Origin of the sequence: Maridesulfovibrio ferrireducens, assembly GCF_900101105.1 — a bacterium.
Taxonomy (GTDB): domain Bacteria; phylum Desulfobacterota; class Desulfovibrionia; order Desulfovibrionales; family Desulfovibrionaceae; genus Maridesulfovibrio; species Maridesulfovibrio ferrireducens.
Genome location: NZ_FNGA01000003.1, coordinates 442,336 through 459,782, shown reverse-complemented (window position 1 = coordinate 459,782; position 17,447 = coordinate 442,336). Strand labels below are relative to the sequence as shown.

The 17,447-nt window shown below is 40.0% G+C and carries 17 protein-coding genes; 9 read left to right on the top strand and 8 right to left on the bottom strand.

All coding sequences use genetic code 11. The features are described from left to right. The first annotated feature begins 2 nt into the window (after nt 1-2). The 4 genes from BLT41_RS11390 to BLT41_RS11375 all read left to right on the top strand — a co-directional run bounded on the left by BLT41_RS11390 (nt 3) and on the right by BLT41_RS11375 (nt 5,448). Nucleotides 3-1,976, top strand: a complete 1,974-nt coding sequence (locus tag BLT41_RS11390) for a DUF6785 family protein (protein ID WP_092161204.1) — start codon at nt 3-5, stop codon at nt 1,974-1,976. 45 nt (nt 1,977-2,021) lie between these two features. After that, nucleotides 2,022-3,983: an OPT family oligopeptide transporter gene (locus BLT41_RS11385; RefSeq protein ID WP_092161203.1), complete on the top strand. Its 1,962-nt coding sequence runs from the start codon at nt 2,022-2,024 to the stop codon at nt 3,981-3,983. 186 nt (nt 3,984-4,169) lie between these two features. Further along, on the top strand, nt 4,170-5,066 hold the full coding sequence (locus BLT41_RS11380; RefSeq protein WP_092161202.1) for a hypothetical protein: 897 nt from the start codon (nt 4,170-4,172) through the stop codon (nt 5,064-5,066). Between the two features lie 25 nt (nt 5,067-5,091). After that, on the top strand, nt 5,092-5,448 hold the full coding sequence (locus BLT41_RS11375; protein ID WP_244512258.1) for a PqqD family protein: 357 nt from the start codon (nt 5,092-5,094) through the stop codon (nt 5,446-5,448). A gap of 49 nt (nt 5,449-5,497) precedes the next feature. Here the strand turns inward: BLT41_RS11375 and BLT41_RS11370 are convergent, their stop codons facing one another. Together BLT41_RS11370 and BLT41_RS11365 are read right to left on the bottom strand one after the other, a co-directional pair. Beyond that, nucleotides 5,498-5,926, bottom strand: a complete 429-nt coding sequence (locus tag BLT41_RS11370) for a hypothetical protein (RefSeq protein WP_092161201.1) — start codon at nt 5,924-5,926, stop codon at nt 5,498-5,500. 103 nt (nt 5,927-6,029) lie between these two features. Continuing rightward, nucleotides 6,030-6,971, bottom strand: coding sequence for a MerR family transcriptional regulator (locus tag BLT41_RS11365; protein WP_092161200.1), 942 nt, complete (start codon nt 6,969-6,971; stop codon nt 6,030-6,032). Nucleotides 6,972-7,432: 461 nt separating this feature from the next. Between BLT41_RS11365 and BLT41_RS11360 the strand changes: the two genes are divergently transcribed. Then, the gene (locus tag BLT41_RS11360; protein WP_092161199.1) at nt 7,433-8,578 is read left to right on the top strand and encodes an HD-GYP domain-containing protein; all 1,146 of its coding nucleotides are present in this window, start codon (nt 7,433-7,435) and stop codon (nt 8,576-8,578) included. A gap of 7 nt (nt 8,579-8,585) precedes the next feature. On the opposite strand, the gene BLT41_RS11355 is transcribed toward BLT41_RS11360, so the two are convergent. The 3 genes from BLT41_RS11355 to BLT41_RS11345 form a co-directional block, all read right to left on the bottom strand. Next, the gene (locus BLT41_RS11355) at nt 8,586-8,894 is read right to left on the bottom strand and encodes an Hpt domain-containing protein (protein WP_092161198.1); all 309 of its coding nucleotides are present in this window, start codon (nt 8,892-8,894) and stop codon (nt 8,586-8,588) included. Between the two features lie 185 nt (nt 8,895-9,079). Beyond that, on the bottom strand, nt 9,080-10,012 hold the full coding sequence (locus tag BLT41_RS11350; protein WP_092161197.1) for a Tim44 domain-containing protein: 933 nt from the start codon (nt 10,010-10,012) through the stop codon (nt 9,080-9,082). 108 nt (nt 10,013-10,120) lie between these two features. After that, the gene (locus tag BLT41_RS11345) at nt 10,121-10,519 is read right to left on the bottom strand and encodes a response regulator (protein WP_092161637.1); all 399 of its coding nucleotides are present in this window, start codon (nt 10,517-10,519) and stop codon (nt 10,121-10,123) included. 177 nt (nt 10,520-10,696) lie between these two features. On the opposite strand from BLT41_RS11345, the gene BLT41_RS11340 reads away from it, so the two are divergent. The 3 genes from BLT41_RS11340 (at nt 10,697) to BLT41_RS11330 (ending at nt 12,827) form a co-directional block, all read left to right on the top strand. Beyond that, the gene (locus tag BLT41_RS11340) at nt 10,697-11,023 is read left to right on the top strand and encodes a hypothetical protein (RefSeq protein WP_092161196.1); all 327 of its coding nucleotides are present in this window, start codon (nt 10,697-10,699) and stop codon (nt 11,021-11,023) included. Nucleotides 11,024-11,034: 11 nt separating this feature from the next. Next, the gene (locus tag BLT41_RS11335) at nt 11,035-11,796 is read left to right on the top strand and encodes an HD domain-containing protein (RefSeq protein WP_092161195.1); all 762 of its coding nucleotides are present in this window, start codon (nt 11,035-11,037) and stop codon (nt 11,794-11,796) included. A 116-nt stretch (nt 11,797-11,912) separates the two neighbouring features. Then, the gene (locus tag BLT41_RS11330) at nt 11,913-12,827 is read left to right on the top strand and encodes an NAD(P)/FAD-dependent oxidoreductase (RefSeq protein ID WP_092161192.1); all 915 of its coding nucleotides are present in this window, start codon (nt 11,913-11,915) and stop codon (nt 12,825-12,827) included. A 114-nt stretch (nt 12,828-12,941) separates the two neighbouring features. On the opposite strand, the gene BLT41_RS11325 is transcribed toward BLT41_RS11330, so the two are convergent. From BLT41_RS11325 to BLT41_RS11315, 3 genes are all read right to left on the bottom strand, one after another. Continuing rightward, nucleotides 12,942-13,619 carry an HAD family acid phosphatase gene (locus BLT41_RS11325; protein WP_244512256.1) on the bottom strand — a complete coding sequence of 226 codons (678 nt, stop codon included), beginning with the start codon at nt 13,617-13,619 and terminating at the stop codon, nt 12,942-12,944. Nucleotides 13,620-13,723: 104 nt separating this feature from the next. Next, nucleotides 13,724-14,851 carry a YibE/F family protein gene (locus BLT41_RS11320; RefSeq protein WP_092161188.1) on the bottom strand — a complete coding sequence of 376 codons (1,128 nt, stop codon included), beginning with the start codon at nt 14,849-14,851 and terminating at the stop codon, nt 13,724-13,726. A 108-nt stretch (nt 14,852-14,959) separates the two neighbouring features. After that, entirely contained in the window at nt 14,960-16,471 is a 1,512-nt protein-coding gene (locus tag BLT41_RS11315) for an alkaline phosphatase (protein WP_092161186.1), read from the bottom strand. Between the two features lie 227 nt (nt 16,472-16,698). Here BLT41_RS11315 and BLT41_RS11310 point away from each other — a divergent pair, with 227 nt between their 5' ends. Next, on the top strand, nt 16,699-17,445 hold the full coding sequence (locus BLT41_RS11310) for a cytochrome c3 family protein (protein WP_170830363.1): 747 nt from the start codon (nt 16,699-16,701) through the stop codon (nt 17,443-17,445). Nucleotides 17,446-17,447 lie beyond the last annotated feature (2 nt).

Genomic DNA, 17,447 nt, shown 5'->3' with positions numbered 1-17,447 from the left:
AAATGCATGGAAACATAAGAATACGGGCTATTGCACTGGGAATTTTCTTTGGATTATTAATTTGTGCTTTTACGCCCTTCAATAATGCCTATTTGAATGCGACACCGCTGGCAGGAGGACATTTTCCGCTGGCTCCGTTCTTTATACTGGCATGGCTTACAGCAATTTCAGCATTACACCATAGAATATTCCGCTCTACTCCGCTTTTAACGGGTCTGGAATTGATGACTATGTGGATACTGACCGTTGTTGTTTCCGGCATAGCTTTTACCGGACTTGCAAGAACATTCTTCATCAACCTGACAGCTCCGTTCCACTTTGCGAGCATCGGTAACAGATGGAAAGAAATACTCCAGCCCCTGCTCCCCGAAGCATTGCATCCGACAGACCCGAAAGCCGTAGAAACTCTTTATAACGGCATTAAGGGTGGCTCGTTCATGAGCGACGGAGAACTTATCCGTGCTATCCCTTGGTCCGCATGGGTTACACCGCTTCTATGGTGGGCGGCTTTTATCCTTCTTTGCTATTTTATGATGCTCTGTCTGACCAATATTTTCAGCAGACAATGGGTTGAAAACGAGCGCATCAACTTTCCACTTCTACAATTACCAAGATTTATGGAAGAAGCGCTTGATCAAGGATTGTATGGATCATTTCTAACTAATAAATTTTTTCTATGTGGATTATTATTTTGTGTTGCTTTGCACACACTGAACGGCCTCCATTTTTATATCCCGGCCGTACCGGAAGTTCCGACTCTGGTTCTTGCCGGAAAATACTTTGCTAAAACCGGCTTATTTTCCGGATTCGGTAAACTGAAAATATATTTTTATCCGGCTTTCGTCGGCTTCGCATTCCTTGCCTCACGCCAGATTTCTTTCAGCTTCTGGTTCTTTTTCCTGACAGGCGGACTTTTCTACGGAGTGCTCAATGTAGCGGGACTGAATATTCCTGCTTCATCGCTAGGTGTAACTTTCGGACCAACACTGACCAGACCGGAAGAAACACAAATGATCGGAGCATATCTAGTCTTCTTTTTCTTTATCGTATGGCTTGCACGACAACATCTACAACAAGTTTTACGTGAAGCGTTTGGCGGTAAACAAACTAAAGGAGAATCCGAATGGATGTCCTTACGTTTTTCATTTTGGGGACTGATTATTTCCGGATGCCTGTTAGTAGCATGGTGCGTTAACTTTGGTGTTCCAATGCTTATGGCGCTTCTTGTCTTAACGGCTTTCTTCATCTTCACAGTGGTAGCTTCAAAAGCCATCTGTCAGGGTGGTATCGCATATTTCACTTTGACCGCCGCCCCCCTTGACGGTGTAACAGCTATGTTTGGAACCAAGTTTTTCGGGGCTGTAGGAATCGCAATTACAGCCATGTGCCAAAAGATTCTTTTTGTAGACCTCAGAGAATCATTAATGCCTTCACTTGTTCACGGGTCAAAAGTAAATGAATGGATCAAAAATAAAAAACTCTTTCTTTCAGGTATAATAATCGTCCTGCTTGCAGGTGTTGTGGTCTCTTTCGCTGCCATGCTTTTTGTCTGTTATAAATACGGAATTCGCGAACTTCATCTGGACTGGGCCACAAGAACCTCAATGACTGTTTATGATAACGTTGTCAGAGTTATTCAGGAACCAGCCGTTGCATCTGAGTGGGTAACAACCTTCTCTACAGTCGGTGCGGTTATTATGTTTACACTGGTTCTGGCCTACAACAGGCTTCCATGGTGGCCTCTCCATCCAATCGGATATCTCACAGCATACAGTTCAGCCATGAAAATACTCTGGTTCAGCTTTTTTCTGGGCTGGATGTTTAACCAGCTCACTCTTCGCTACGGCGGGGTCGGACTGTTTAAAAGAATTAGATACTTATTTTTCGGATTAATAATGGGTGATTTTTTAATGGGCGGAGCATGGGCTTTATATGGGTTATGGGCCGGACAAAGCTATCAGGTTCTTCCCGGCTAAAGAAATCTCCTAATTTTACGCAAATAACTGTACCGGAAACGAAATATGAATAACGATAAAGAATTACAAGAATATCGGGACCTACTCAAGCCACCGGATCATTTTGAAGAGGGGTTTGACTGGAAAACGGTTGTCGGCGCGGTTTTCATCGGCTTTCTGATGATGCCCGGCAGTATGTATCTGCAACTTGTCATCGGACAGGGAATAGGCCCTGCCGCGCGCTGGGTTACAATCATTCTTTTTGCCGAAATCGCCAAGCGCTCTTACACCGAGCTCAAACAGCAGGAAATTTTTCTGCTCTACTATATGGCGGGGGCGGCATTAGCCTCACCGTTCTCAGGGTTGCTGTGGCAGCAATACCTTGTGCAATCTGACGCCGCACGAATGCTGGGGTTAACAGAGTTCATTCCTGCGTGGGTAGCTCCGCAGCCCGGTTCTGAATCATTACTCGAAAGAACTTTTTTTCATCGAGACTGGATGATTCCGATATTGCTGCTGGTCGGCTCGCAAATAGTTCAACGAATTGACCACTTCGGACTTGGTTACGCCTTGTATCGAATTACATCAGATGTTGAAAAACTGCCTTTCCCTATGGCTCCGGTAGGAGCACTCGGAACAATGGCTCTCGCAGAATCGACTGAAGAAAAAGAAACCAGTTGGAAATGGCGAGTCTTCTCGATAGGAGGTGTGATCGGTCTTGCTTTCGGCTCGATTTATGTACTCCTGCCGGCTGTATCAGGACTAATTTTTACAGAACCGATAAGATTAATCCCTATTCCGTGGATCGAACTTACGCCGTACACAGAAAACATTCTGCCTGCGGTTGCAACCGGTATTCAGTTTGATCTAGGACTATTTTTCATCGGAATGGTTCTCCCCTTCTGGGCGGTAATCGGTGGATTGATAGGAATTATCGTTACATTTATTGCTAACCCGATTCTTTTTGAGCATGGAATTCTACATAGATGGCATCCCGGCATGGCAACTGTCGAAACTGTTTTTGCAAACAACTTTGACTTTTACATGAGTTTTTCCATCGGACTCGGGCTGGCTATCGCTTTCATCGGTATATGGTCGGTTGTACAGTCCTTCCGTGGGGAACATGCCAAAAACCGTTCATCATGGAGCAATTTATTTGAACCACCTGAAGGCAGAGGTGACATAAATTTCTGGTTTTCAATCGGAATTTATTTCTTTTCAACACTTGCCTATGTCGGCATGTGTTTATTTCTTGTTCCTAATTTTCCGTGGATATTTTTCCTGCTGTACGGTTTCATTTATACACCGATAATTTCATATATTTCGGCTCGAATGGAAGGTATCGCCGGGCAGTTTGTCAGCTTGCCACTGGTTCGAGAGGCAAGCTTCATAGCAGGAGCCAAATTCTTTGGTTATCAAGGCATTGAAATATGGTATGCTCCGATCCCTATTCATAATTACGGTGAAGCAACCGTTCATTTCCGTGAAATCGAGCTGACAGGAACATCTATCCGGGGAATCATCAAAGCAGAGCTTGTAGTCTTTCCTGTGGTTATGATTGCCAGTCTGCTGTTTTCACAGTTCATATGGCAATTAGCACCTATTCCTTCATCCAATTATCCTTATGCTCAAGAACTATGGCATCTGCAAGCGTTGAACAGTCTGCTCATGCAAACATCCACACTTGATGGAAACTCGCTGTTTTTCCAAGCTCTAAGCGGTCCTGTTATCTTTTCTGGTATAGGGCTTGGCTTAATCCTCTACACCGTATTAAACACTCTAGGACTTCCGGTTCTACTGGTTTATGGTGTTGTCAGAGGACTTGGTCAAAGCACACCTCATGCCTTCGTTCTGGAAGTCAGCGGAGCCCTTATAGGACGTTACTTCTTTCAAAAGAAATACGGAGCCATGTGGAGACAATATGCACCTGTTTTGCTTGCAGGATTCTCATGTGGAATGGGTCTGACTGGAATGTTTGCAATGGGATGCACTTTAATTTTAAAATCTCTGGGAAAAATGGCCTATTGACGAAATTTAAAACCTATGCTGTTTTGACACCCCTGTGTTATAAAGATTGATCGCCATAAAAGATTGCAAGACTTTAGTAGATTATCTGCTACTATCAGAGCCTGAAAGGATCAACATGTCCTTCAGCTCCATGATTATAATAAATACTATTTACATACGACCTAAGATTCTCAAAAGGAATATATAATGCCTAAGAAAAATATAGCGTGGGACGGTATCAGTTTTGAAATACCATCCAAATTTGAAGTCAGTGGTATTGATAAGAGTTTCATACAACTCGACAATGGAGAACACCCCTGCGTTGAAATCAGGTGGTACGACTCTGGAAAAACATATAAACAGCAAAACTATTTCAGACAGTTAGCTAAAAAAATAGAAGTATCTTCCGGGATTAAAATAGAATCATCAGTCTTGCCTTCATCGTGGAAAAAACCACTGGAAAGATTCCATTCCACAGCATTCTATTGGCAATCAGACCTTTCTACTGGACGTGGAGTAATGTTCTATTGCCCTAAATCAGCTCAGGTTATGCTGATTCAATTTATAGGCAAAGGCGGAGAACAGCTCGAAGACGCGGCAATTTCATTATTCAGCAGTATTAAATTTTATAACAACGAAGAATTCACTCCTTGGCGTATATACGACATGGAAGCAACCCTGCCAGTTGCTTACAAACTTGATTCGTTTGAGTTCAAACCTGGACGATTTAAAATTATTTTATGCAGTGAAAATGAATCCATTTCTCTTTACAGAATAAGCCCGGCAGACATTCTTTTAAAAGAACGTTCTCTCGGAGATTTTTCACAAGAATTTTTTAAAGATGACATTAATAGACTTGATCTCTCTATTGCGGAACTCCAGTTTGACTCAGGCGCAACCTGCATGTTCGGGCAAGACAAAAAGCCCTCTGCTGCTAAAATAACCATGTCAAAATTAAGTTCCAAACGTCGTCCATTCGGCCAAATCGAAGCAAGATACACAAAGACTGCTAACCGCATTCAAGCAGTACTTATCAGCTCGCGTACAGCTATCCCGGACAACAGAATGCAAAACATCTTTGAGAATTATTCAATTGTTCAATAGAAAAAAGAAAAAGATACTTCCAGAAATGACAAGAGGTGAAGCTCTTGCTTGTAAGCCTGTGAAAAATTTGGATATCGAAGAGACACGGACGGATCACAATAAAATAATACTGTCTTACCCTTTGCGCCTGAAACCTATTTTTTCCGATGTAGCAAAAAAATATGGTCTATGGAAAGAGGGACGTCCACCCATGAAAAGATTAGAACTGGATGATATGGGTACTATGGTATGGAACATGATTGACGGGAAAAACAGCGTAAGAAAAATATCTGCAGCTTTTGCTGAAAAGTATACAGTGCTACCACGCGAAGCAGAAGTTGCAACAGCATCTTTTCTAAAAGACTTAGGTAAACGAGGACTCATTGCGTTCAGCATGAAATAAATAATTCATAGCAATGACTTGAGACCGACTGACAAGATTTAACTATAAATCAGCTACACGTAAGTTTAATATACTCTTCAAAACTGACACCATTCCAAACTTTACTTACCCAATAAGCAGTAGCCCAAATCATCAATGCGGTACACTGCACATCTGACAATCTTTTCAGCTTAGCTTCAAGATTACCGCGACTAACACCGTGGGTAACATGAATATTGTCAATTTCACATGCTTCTTCGACACGCAGGAATAAATAAGCTCCCTTGCATTGATTGGGCAGAATTTTCACACCACTATACGCTTCTAAAACAGTCCTTAGCTCAGCAACGTTAAGTTCCCTTGCTGTATCCCGCATAGATTTAAAAAACATATCCACGGCCCATGGAAGAATAAATTCAGCACCGGCACTTTTCGTTTTGAAATAATTCTTAAGCCATTGTTCATGGTCATGTGTAATTCTAGCTGCAACTTGCGGCATTTCGACCTCCTGATACTTCTCCAGACCTTATAATAATTATCTAAATATATTCATTTCAAGCTAATATCAAGACTTTTTCTAGAAAAATAAAAAGAGCGAGCCGTTAACGAACAAAACTATCTCGTATCTGTTTAAAAAGACTGAACAAAAGAGCGTCAGGGACATTCTTGTTATTGATATCCATACTTACAATACGAACAACAGTATTGTTATTAGGAGTCACATTCTCTTCGGTCACCAGAACAATTGCTTTTTCATCGCCGGAAACATCTTCATTCGCAGCAATTACCAAAACCCAATTTGAATCTTTATTCTCCCATTTTAAATCCACACTACGATGTGAATTAACACTGTTTTCAAGAAGCTTTACAAAATCTTCCAAGGAAAAGTGTTTGCGCCCTTTCCCCGACACACCAAGGTATTCCCCTTCTGAATTCTGAATAACCAATGGACGCTCAAGATATGCAGCAGAAGGAAATGAAGATTCATCAGGCCCGGAAGAAACTCCGCCTTTCCTGAGTAATCTGAAAAGCTCCACTCTATCACGCTTTAGTTGGCCAATCTCCATGGCAAGATCCATTACGCGCTCATTAGTTTGTGCTTCCAGTTTACGCTTTTCGCTTTTGAGTATTGAGACCTCATCACGCAAATCTCTAATTTCTGACTGAAACAACATCTGATTTGAAAGAAGATCGGATACTTTTTCTATTACAGAAGCAAGCCCCTGAACAACCGTCTGAACATCACCATCAGACTTAATTCCGGCATCGTTGATCAACTGTTGTTCATTTTTTATACTATCAACTAACATTCCAAATTTTATTGATAATTCATTTTCAATCTGTTCAGTTGACCAATTCATACCATACATTTCGCGTATCCTCCTAAAAATTTCTAACACTTCAACAGAATACCTCTGCCTACGAGATCCACCACCAGAAGACGGTATGAACCTTGAATATTTATCTTTATAATAAACAATAGTAGACGGAGGAATTCCAAGCCTTCTCCCCACTTCCCTGAGACTCAAAGTTTGATCAAACATAACACTTGCACACCTGTTGTTTATTTACACTTTGAACAACCGATATAACACATACAAACATACGTCAACCCCATTTTAAACAATTAAACAATCAAATGATCAAACAAAATTTGTTCATAACTTACTATATAAACATAGACAAAGAACAAAAGATGATTACTATATTAATAGAAGGTATTGGATAAACATGAACGGAGGGTAAGAGAAAATAGAATCGGAACTAAAAAAAATATGCGAATTGAGTCGCAACAACAAAAAAGTAAGTGCGTGAACAGGGGGAGTATCCCCACCGCCGCATAGTGTGGCAATACGCACTTTTCTCTTGCCTAATCGCATTAGGAGAGTATATCAAAAAAAAGGGATTAGACACAATCTAACTGTTTATATCTGTTACTCTTATTAAACCCCAAAACGGGGCTATACACCAACTTCATTCTGATAACAAAAAAATACTCTTTATAATGTTAGAAAAAATCCAAACAAAAAATCTTCAGGAAGGAATGTACATCGTTTGTTCAGCAAACGGATACCCCGGTATTCCGCATGATCTTGCAAACAAATATATATTAACTAAAGATAGTATTTTAACCTTACTTCGTTGTGACATTCGAGAAGTGCTTATAGACTCTTCTAAAAGCACTGTCGCAGACTCTTTCCCGCAAACGTCCTACTCTGAAGAAATACTGTTCGCCCGCGAAACGTACACGAAAACTTTAAAACTCATTCAAAATATATTTGAAACAATTGAAAACGGCGGAGATCTTGATATTGAACAATACGGGAATAATATTAACCCGTTATTAGACTCACTTGAAAGAAACAGCAGTGCAACAGCAAGTCTGACTATTCTAGCTCGAACCAACAAATATATATTCACACACAGCCTGAACACTGCAATTTTAAGCGCAATCCTCGGAAGGTTCATGGGGCTTTCCCGCGAGTCAATCAAGGATCTTACTATCTCCGCGATGCTGATGAATGTCGGTACGATATGGATCCCCGGCGATATTTTAAATAAGAAAGGAAAGCTTACACAGCAAGAATTTTCGGAAATAAAAAAACACCCTGTAGTTGCTTGTAACTATTTAAAAAAACAAGAAAATATTTCAATAGACATAATACGAGCTGTTCTTTCTCATCATGAGCGAGATGACTGCTCCGGATATCCTGAAGGATTATCTGGAAATGAAATTCCACAATATTCCAGAATTATTTCAATTTGTGACTCCTATGATGCCATGACATCTGAGCGTCCCTATAGAGACGCCATGGACCCCAACATGGCAATAAAACATCTCTATTCTATGAAAAACACAGCTTTTCATCCACGTTATTTGGAAAGTTTCATCAAATGTATAGGAATTTATCCTGTAGGATGTTTTGTAAAACTGTCAGACGGGCGTTATGGGGTAGTAATGAATAACACTCCGCAAGCTCCCCTGTTACCTCAAATAAAAATTGTATTCGACAGCAGGTTCAGAGCAACTCACCCTGAGTATGTAGATCTCTCCCAAAGAACATCTGGAAGCAAAGGATCAAACTTAGAAATAGTTGAATGCATTCACCCGAAAAGTTTCAAACTCGAATTAAATCGTTTTCTCTGGTAGAAAATACTTATTTTTTTTCAAACATTATCTCTACACGGGCAACATAGTCTTTAAGCTGAATCAGCAACTGATCTATTTTTATAACATCCTCATCCAATGCAGCTCTTTCAATACTCCTGCCAAGCTCAGCAAGGATGATAAAACCATAGTTGAGCGCAGAGCCTTTCATATTATGCCCGAGCCTATTTATTGTTGCTAAATCGGACTTCTTAAAAGCTACTTCCAAGGCTGCTATCTCCAAATCAGTATTTATCATAAAATTACTCACGAGCTCTTTTAACTCACTATCAATAATTTCCGTAATCTTTTTTGACATACTTCCTCACCTCTTCTCTTAACTTTTAATTTCATGAAAGCATAAAATATATTATTTTTTCCAATCAAAGCATTAATCAATTTGCATATAATACAAAGAACAAAAAGCCTCAGACTACACAAAAAAGGGCATTGTCTCAAATGACAATGCCCTAAATAGACTGACTCTATAAAGATTTTTATTTACTAATCTTCAAGTTGCTGCAAACCGTCGAGCTTCCACATTGCAGAGTCGTTATTTTCTTTAACAAAATTCCAAACTTCACGAACCTGAGAAGGCTGAGATTGATTGGCTTCTTCTCTGAGAAGTACATCATAATAAACTGTTGCCAGAATATTAGAACCCTCTTCTTTAACTTCAAGAAGTCTGGCGTTAATAAGCATAATATCAGTTTTAGAAGGAGTAGGATCTTCAGCGGCCTGCTGCTTTATTTCATCTACAACAGTTTTATTCGCGAATTGCTCAATATCAGCAATATCACGTTTATCCCAAGATGCTTGAAGACGAGTATAAATAGCCTTAGCACCTTCAAGAAAATCTTCCGAATCAAAACCGGCCGGAACACCTATTTCAGGACTGACTTGCTCAGTATCTACAGAAGCGGCACTCGGCGCTGAAGCTGGTTTGGAAGAAAGGTGATCCCACGCATTCTGAGAATTTTGCTCTCTACGCGCGAAGAGATCGTTGTCATTTGTCTGCCTTGGAGGCGCTTGTTGCTGTTGGGATTTATTCTGACCAAAGAGAGAACTGGAACCGCCATTTCGCGATTTGAAAAACTTAAATCCGAGATAAATTAACAGTCCGATAATCAAAATATTAAAAAATCCACCGCCGCCGCCACCCATTCCACCACCAAGCATAGAACCTAGGAATGTTCCTGCCAACAGACCACCCATAAGTCCCATTCCAGGACGGGCAAAGCCACTCTGCTTATTAGTCCCTGCTGCTTTGCTTTGTGTAGAAGTTGCTGTGGTAGGCTTTTTAAACGACTTTGAAAAAGATGGCTTACTGCCGAAGGATCTACCACCACCGAATCTCCTTGCATCTGCATCACCGGCCATAATAGCAAGCAGACAAATCATTGTAAGCGGGAGAACCAAGTACCCGAGTAGTTTCATCTAAAACCTCATAGTATTTAAATTAAAAAATCTGCGGCAAAAGCCGCAGATTAAATACTAATACACAATTCATATCTGTCCAGCATAATCGTATCACTATTTAAAGAATCATACACCTAAGCCGATTTCAGACATAATACTATTTAGTTTTTCTAAAGTAATAGGCTTTACAAGGTAGTGCGTAGCTCCTCCCTTGTAATAAGCCTCGATAACCGTTTTCGGATCGGATAAAGCTGTTGTCATTATCACGCGAGATTCATCCTTAGGAAGTATTGAATGTTTGTTTTCAATTTCACGAATCTTTTTAAGCGCTTCTTGACCATCCATTTCCGGCATCATGATATCCATACAAATCAAGTCATATTTTTCGCCTTTGATTATGGACTCTTCAAACATCGTTACAGCCTCTATTCCGTTAATAGCGCTATCACACTGTCCATAACTCTCCATCATATGCGAAAGAAATTTTCTGCTTGCAAGCTCATCTTCTACTACCAGTATTCTTATCATGAAAACTCCATCGCTTAAATTTCAGTCACAACGATTCAACTTAATAACCTAATATTATAAAGTTGAGTCGTTGCCTGCAAAAATTGACTTCCATTATTTTTTTCCGATTTTAATCATCTTGCAGATAGTTAAAATCAAAGGTACTTACACAGCAAAACTTAATAGGAACCTAACATGATCAATACGATTCTATCCATACCTTTTTTTATAAACGGAAAGCTCGGCACCGGCCCTCATTGGGATCACTGGCCATTTGGCCCCGGATACGGAGATTTAAACGCATCACTGTTAAAACTGGCTTTTGTTGCCGTAATATTGGGAGCTATCATTCTCTTTTTAAGAGTACTATTCGGACCTAAAGGTTTTTTCAGAGATAAAGAACTTGATAGAGAAGCTGCAGAAATGCGTGAAAAAGCTCTCAAAGATCTGGAAGCTGATTTAGAATCAGGTGCTATATCAGAACTTGACTATAAATTTAAAAAGAAAAGACTATTACTCTAACCGAATTAGATATGATTACTTTCAAAAAGATATTTTCAAACTTCAGCCTCCCTTATATCGAAAATGCTGAAGAATGTGAATTGCCGGATTATCAGCTGAAATATGACCATTCTTTAAGAGTGCTCGATAATTGTCAGGGGATTTGTGATTCTTTAAATATTGATGAAAAATATGCTTCAACCTACAAAATTGCAGCACTTTTCCATGATACAGGACGCTTTCCGCAATATCTGAAATATAAAACATTCAGTGATGCCAAGTCTTGCAACCACGCAACTTTAGGAGTGAAATATATTCTTCGCAAAAAGTTGCTTGCAGATTTGCCAAAATCACAACTTCGTATCATACTTGGAGCAGTCGCCCTGCATAATAGGAATATACTTCCGTCGAATATATCCAAAGAACTCAAATTCACGACTGAAATAGTGCGGGATTCAGATAAAATAGATATTATGGGCGTTTTGCTTAAACATATGAAAGGGGTTGAGCCGTTAAGTTCAGTCCCTCTATTAGGATTAAAAGAAAAACCTGATGAGTTGACTGAATCTGTTTTATTATCTCTCGAAGCTTGTAAACAGGCCGCATATCGAGAAATGAATTGCTTAAACGATTTTCGCTTGTTGCTACTAAGCTGGTCGTATGACCTTAATTTCAAATGGACCAAAAAACAGATGATAGAACGAGGAATTGTGGAAAGGATCTTTTCACAACTTCCCAAAAACCAGCGGATTAAAAAGCTATACGTCCCGATAATGAAGCAACTAAACTCTTAATCACCTATACTTTTTATAACTCAGTACCTGTTCTTGCCTTTTGCACTTTAATACTTATTTTTATACAGAAACGTTTTTAATAAACTGTTAACCCACTAATAAATGGACACTTAAACATGAGCGAAACGATCCAAGATATCGTCATATTAGGAACTGGCCCCGCAGGCTTGCAAGCAGCAATTCATTCTGCCAGAAAAGGGCTTAAAGTTCTGGTTCTCGGCAAAAATGACAAAAGCAGCCTCTGGTGGGCACACATCGAAAATTTCTGCTGTACTCTTGAGATTTCAGGGGAACAGATTCTGAAAACAGGACAGATACAGGCTGAAAGTTTCGGAGCTGTCTTTTTTAATGAAGATGTTCTCAGCATAGTTCCACCTGACCTTATGTCTCCTGATGGAAACGTATTCACCATCAACACCGAGACAAAAGTTTTTAAAACAAAATCTATCATTATATGCACAGGAACTACACGCAACAAGCTCGGAGTTCCCGGAGAAAAAGAACTTTTCGGAAAAGGTGTCAGCTACTGCGTTGAATGCGACGGTAACTTTTTCAGAGGAGAAGAAGTTGCAGTTGTAGGCGGTGAAAGTGCAGCAGCAGGCGGAGCTCTCCACCTGACTCATCTCGCATCCAAAACACATCTGGTTGCAAAAAAATTCTCAATAGCACCTGAGCTTATGCAGCGCCTCAAAGACGCAGGCATCATAATCCATGAAGGTGTCGATGTTAAAGAAATCACTGGCGGAATCGGTGTAGACGGACTGGTGCTGGACGATGGCAGTAAACTTGATGTTACTGGCGTATTCATCGAGCTTGGAGCCAAAGGCGTTATGTCACTCGCAGCAGAACTCGGAACCTCGCTCGATGAATCCATGAAATTCATCGAAACAGACAAGCAACAGCGTACAAATGTTCCGGGCATTTTCGCAGCCGGTGATATTTGCGGACCTCCGCTTCAGATGGCAAAAGCTGTCGGTGAAGGATGTGTTGCAGGACTTGCCGCTGCAAAATTCGTAAATAGATCTAAATAATTTATTTGACACGGCATAATTAATCACTCTGCCGAATCATAGTTTATAAGAATAAACCCCATACTTAAAAAGTCGAATCAGACCTTTTGAGTATGGGGTTTTTAAATTTTAAAATCAGCGTAATGAATAAATATAATTGGGATATAAAATCGGAGTTCCTGTCTGCTCGCCCGCAATGTCGGAGGGAATAGCGCCAACCGTTGCAACTATATTAATTCCGGTCCTATGCAGTCCTTTACGGACTTCTTCATAGAAACCACTTGAATCATCTTGATGGTTCGGAGGTAACAAATAAAGACCGGACCAACCGGAATACCCCGCTCCTGCAAGATTTTCCAATATAGAAACTCTTAAATTTTCCGGCCTATGCGAAATTATAAAAACTGGAATTCCGCGTGACAATAAGGATTCAAAAACTTTTACTGAAGGTTTAATAACAGGTAAAATTCCAAGAATAACACTATAATCAAGAGCCTTACGGGCACAGCTATTATCAGCAAACCCCTGCTTTTTTCTAATATTGTAAGTTGATACCAAAACATCTTCCACCGACATAATTACAGCCGGATATTTCACACCGTCAGCGATGGCTTTCTTTACTACCTCTTCAATTTTGCGAGTCTTAGCCTCAACATCTCGATCATATTGACCACTCTCATGATATTCAAGAATACGAAGACGAGCATCAGGAATTGATATCATCAGATGAGAATTATTCACACGCTTTGCGGATGTTGATACGCAACCTGCTGCGCTGAAAAGAAATAAAACAAGTATAAAACGTACAAACAAAATTATTACCCCTGAAAATAAGCTGTAAATTAAATAAACCTATCAAAACCTTTCAGGTATTTATCATAAGAAACTTGCGAACGACAAGAGCTTCGATTCAGTGCTTATTTTTTGGATTTTGAAAAGACAAATGCTCCCACAACCGCCGTAAAAGGAGCAACAGTTACCAGACCAAAACTACCCACAAGTGTCTTTAAAACTTCTGCTGAGACATAAACAAAATTGAAAGTATTAATAAGCGGAACGCCCTGAGCCATAAAAGCCATCAAAAGAGTCACAAATCCACCAGAATAAGCGAGAAGTAACGTTGTAGTCATTGTACCTACAACCGCTCTTCCGACTCGCAGACCTGATGCTAAAACTTCTAATCGTGTAATTTCAGGATTGATCCTGACAACCTCGTCTAGGCTGACTGATACGTCCATAGCCAGATCCATAACAGCTCCCGAACAAGCAAGAAAAACAGCAGCCACATAGATCTTTGTCAAATCAAGATGACCGAATCCCGAGTATAACAAAGTTTCGGCAAATGGCATTACCGCACCGTGCAAATGCAAATCCCCTGTAAAATAGACAGCTAAAAGACAACTGGTAAATATTCCTAAAAATGATCCTATAAAAGCTACAATCCCTTTCTTATTAAGCCCTGCAACCATAAAAATTATTACGGCGCAGAGAGCTGTAACGAGTGCAAGTGTAATTAGTACAGGATCAACCCCCATAAGTAATCCCGGAATCAAAAGTTTCCATATAGCTAAAGCGGTAAACAGAAAAGAAAACAAAGCCTTGGCACCCGTCCAGCCGCCGAATACAATTAAAAGAAATGCAAATAATCCTACCAGAGCAAATTCAGTCCCTATCCGGTAATGATCTTGAGGATTTACATATATTACCTCACCCTCAGAATTCAAAGAAAGAACAGTCAGTGCATAGTCACCGACTTCAAAGATTTTATCTTTGTCCATCTGCCCCAGCATTTCGTTAGTCCCCTTCATCACCTGATCTTTAAATTTTCCTTCCAGAATTTTCAAAGTAACAGATTGAGGTCCGGTCTTAACCATTCCGAATTGCTGAATTTCAACATTATCAACCGCAATAACTTCTGCTTTGCAACGAACGGCATTGTCCGCAACGCGATCATCAAAATTAGTAGGAATGAAACAGAGAATAGCTGTAAGCAAAGCAAACACAACAACGAGAATAAACTCACGATTTTTTATTAATTTTGGCATCTTATGACCGGTTATTAAAAGTATTTTTATTACTGAGATATAAATCTAAGGGCGGAAACGATTCATAAATCGCCCCGCCCTGTAAGACATACAAACGATCAATAACCGCTAGTTAGATGCAATTTTTTTATTTTTATTTTTTGTATAAACACGAGGAGAAACGCCCATTACAGACATAATTTTAAAAGCAATATCAGTATTATCGTAATAGCCGTTAAAAGAAGAGGCTCCGACTCCCATAGCCGAGGTCGCAACAGGAACTCCGGTATGCTTGAAAGAAGTCCAGCCAAGCCCGGCATTGTTATTCAAAACATGGGTAATCGTGGTAGTTAATGGATCATACCCACCATACATATTGTATAGTTCAGGCGACTTACATTCATCGCCTTTCATGGTGCGAATGTAGGCATCTTTAAGCATTGCAACCTGATAATTCTTCACAACCATAGGGTCTTTTTTAGGATCACCTTCAAACTTCAGTCCGAAGAAATGAGTAATCGTAGGCTTAAAGTCATCAAAGTTCATATCGCCCTTATGCTCATCTTTCCACAGCTTAACGACTTCATCGGTAAACTTTTGAAATGAAACATCCTGCGGCTTAAGCGCACTATAGTAAGAACCGTATTTTGTTCCCGCAAATCCGAGAGTAAGCCCTCCGCATTCATGGTCACCAGTGACAACAATAAGAGTCTCGGATGGATGTTTTTTCGCAAATTCGACAGCTTCAGCAATTGAGTTATCAAAAGAAACAGTGTTGTGAATAAATGCGGCAGCATCATTAGCATGACATGCCCAGTCGATTTTTCCACCTTCAACCATGAGGAAAAAACCTTTAGGATTGTCCAGCATTTCAATAGCTTTCTTTGTAAAATCTGGAAGAGTGATATCCTGCGGACGCATATCCATTGAATAAGGAAGAGCCTTTGAATCCTGCAACCATTCATTCCATGAAATCACCTTTCCATCAGACGGCTTAAGAGACATGAACTCATCTTTATCAGTTACAACTTTATATCCGGCATTTTTAATCAACTCGAGAGCATTTCCTTTAAAATTCTTAGTATTCTTCTTTTTATTTGCAGGATCTTTCAACCCTCCGCCTCCAAAAAAATCAAAGTTACTTTCGGAAAGAGCTACATCAATATCGTAATATTGACCGCGAGTCGGCACATGTGCATAAAAAGCAGCTGGTGTCGCATGGTCGATTGAAACACTTGAGACAATTCCAACCTTCTTTCCATTATCGCGCGCCATTTCTGCAAGAGACTTAACATTTCGCTGCTGTGGGCCCATGCCAAGCATTCCGATATTCGTCTTCTGTCCACATGCAATAGAAGTTGCAGCGGCGGCTGAACCGGTAATAAATCTATCTGCTGCATATGTGGTAGTCATCCCCTGAGCTTGAAAGGAATTCATTACTAACTGTTCACCTGTAAAACTTTCCACTGCAATTCTTTGCGGCATTCCCATACCATCACCAATGAAAAGAAACACGTATTTAGCAGGTGTACCCTTATAAACCTGCACCTTTTTGGCTTTAGCATGTGCCGGTATAGCGGTAAAAAGTACAACGCAAACAATAAGCAGTATAAACTGTCTGACGTTACGATAAAAAGTCATCAGATCCTCCGATTTTAAAGAAATTAAATTTTAAAAATCAAATTCATCTTAATCTGAGACTTATTTACCAGTAAAAAAAGACTGTTGTGTCACGAATATGTATCAATATGGAAAACTAAAAAGACTATGACACTTTTTGCACACACTAAAGTTTAAACTGGACAAAAATATAGCATTTACCTATATATTTTAAAGTTAAAATTCCCTACAAAATGAGGAAAGAGTCGGTGCATAAAAAGTTTTTACCTATCTCAATCATTCTTATACTACTGCTAGGATTAGCAGTAGCCGGATACATGACCCCTCCTGAAAAACAAAAAGTGCCGGTGCGTATTTTGTTTAAAAATAGTGGAGGAAAAGTAATCTTCACACATATCAAACACCACAGAGATTATGAAATCCCCTGCGACAAATGCCATCATGAGCGTGAGGGGCAAAGCAACGAACCTCTTCCCTGCGGTTCATGCCATCCGCAAACTTTTGACCGCGACTATGTTCGCGATCACATCAATTCATTCCCGGACAAGACATACTGCGTAAAATGTCATCATGCAGAACTTGGTCAACTTAATTTTGATCACGAAGCTCACGAAGAATATGCTGAAGAAAATTGTCTTGCGTGTCATCATGGACCGGAAATAGAAGAAGAACCGCAAAAATGCTCTAACTGTCACTCAAATGCCGGAACAAAAGAAGTCCCGAGTGTTCGAGATGCAGCTCATGACCGTTGTGTCACCTGTCATGAAGATCAGTTCAAAGACGGTCTTAAGGGCTGTAATCCGTGTCATAAAATGAAAAACATGAAGCAGTATAAAGGCGACAGCACTCCTTGTGAGCAATGTCATCAGAAAGCGGGCAAAGATTTAGTTCTGGATCGCCTGAATGCATTCCATGATCAGTGTATGGTCTGCCACAAAGAACTTAAGAAAGGCCCTTACAAAGATAATGATTGTGACAAGTGTCATTTAAGATAAGG

Bases quoted from the DNA above. Each gene is read 5' to 3' on its own strand.
- BLT41_RS11390 (WP_092161204.1), top strand. From the start codon at position 3: ATGCATGGAAACATAAGAATACGGGCTATTGCACTGGGAATTTTCTTT.
- BLT41_RS11385 (WP_092161203.1), top strand. From the start codon at position 2,022: ATGAATAACGATAAAGAATTACAAGAATATCGGGACCTACTCAAGCCA.
- BLT41_RS11380 (WP_092161202.1), top strand. From the start codon at position 4,170: ATGCCTAAGAAAAATATAGCGTGGGACGGTATCAGTTTTGAAATACCA.
- BLT41_RS11375 (WP_244512258.1), top strand. From the start codon at position 5,092: ATGACAAGAGGTGAAGCTCTTGCTTGTAAGCCTGTGAAAAATTTGGAT.
- BLT41_RS11370 (WP_092161201.1), bottom strand. From the start codon at position 5,926: ATGCCGCAAGTTGCAGCTAGAATTACACATGACCATGAACAATGGCTT.
- BLT41_RS11365 (WP_092161200.1), bottom strand. From the start codon at position 6,971: ATGTTTGATCAAACTTTGAGTCTCAGGGAAGTGGGGAGAAGGCTTGGA.
- BLT41_RS11360 (WP_092161199.1), top strand. From the start codon at position 7,433: ATGTTAGAAAAAATCCAAACAAAAAATCTTCAGGAAGGAATGTACATC.
- BLT41_RS11355 (WP_092161198.1), bottom strand. From the start codon at position 8,894: ATGTCAAAAAAGATTACGGAAATTATTGATAGTGAGTTAAAAGAGCTC.
- BLT41_RS11350 (WP_092161197.1), bottom strand. From the start codon at position 10,012: ATGAAACTACTCGGGTACTTGGTTCTCCCGCTTACAATGATTTGTCTG.
- BLT41_RS11340 (WP_092161196.1), top strand. From the start codon at position 10,697: ATGATCAATACGATTCTATCCATACCTTTTTTTATAAACGGAAAGCTC.
- BLT41_RS11335 (WP_092161195.1), top strand. From the start codon at position 11,035: ATGATTACTTTCAAAAAGATATTTTCAAACTTCAGCCTCCCTTATATC.
- BLT41_RS11330 (WP_092161192.1), top strand. From the start codon at position 11,913: ATGAGCGAAACGATCCAAGATATCGTCATATTAGGAACTGGCCCCGCA.
- BLT41_RS11320 (WP_092161188.1), bottom strand. From the start codon at position 14,851: ATGCCAAAATTAATAAAAAATCGTGAGTTTATTCTCGTTGTTGTGTTT.
- BLT41_RS11315 (WP_092161186.1), bottom strand. From the start codon at position 16,471: ATGACTTTTTATCGTAACGTCAGACAGTTTATACTGCTTATTGTTTGC.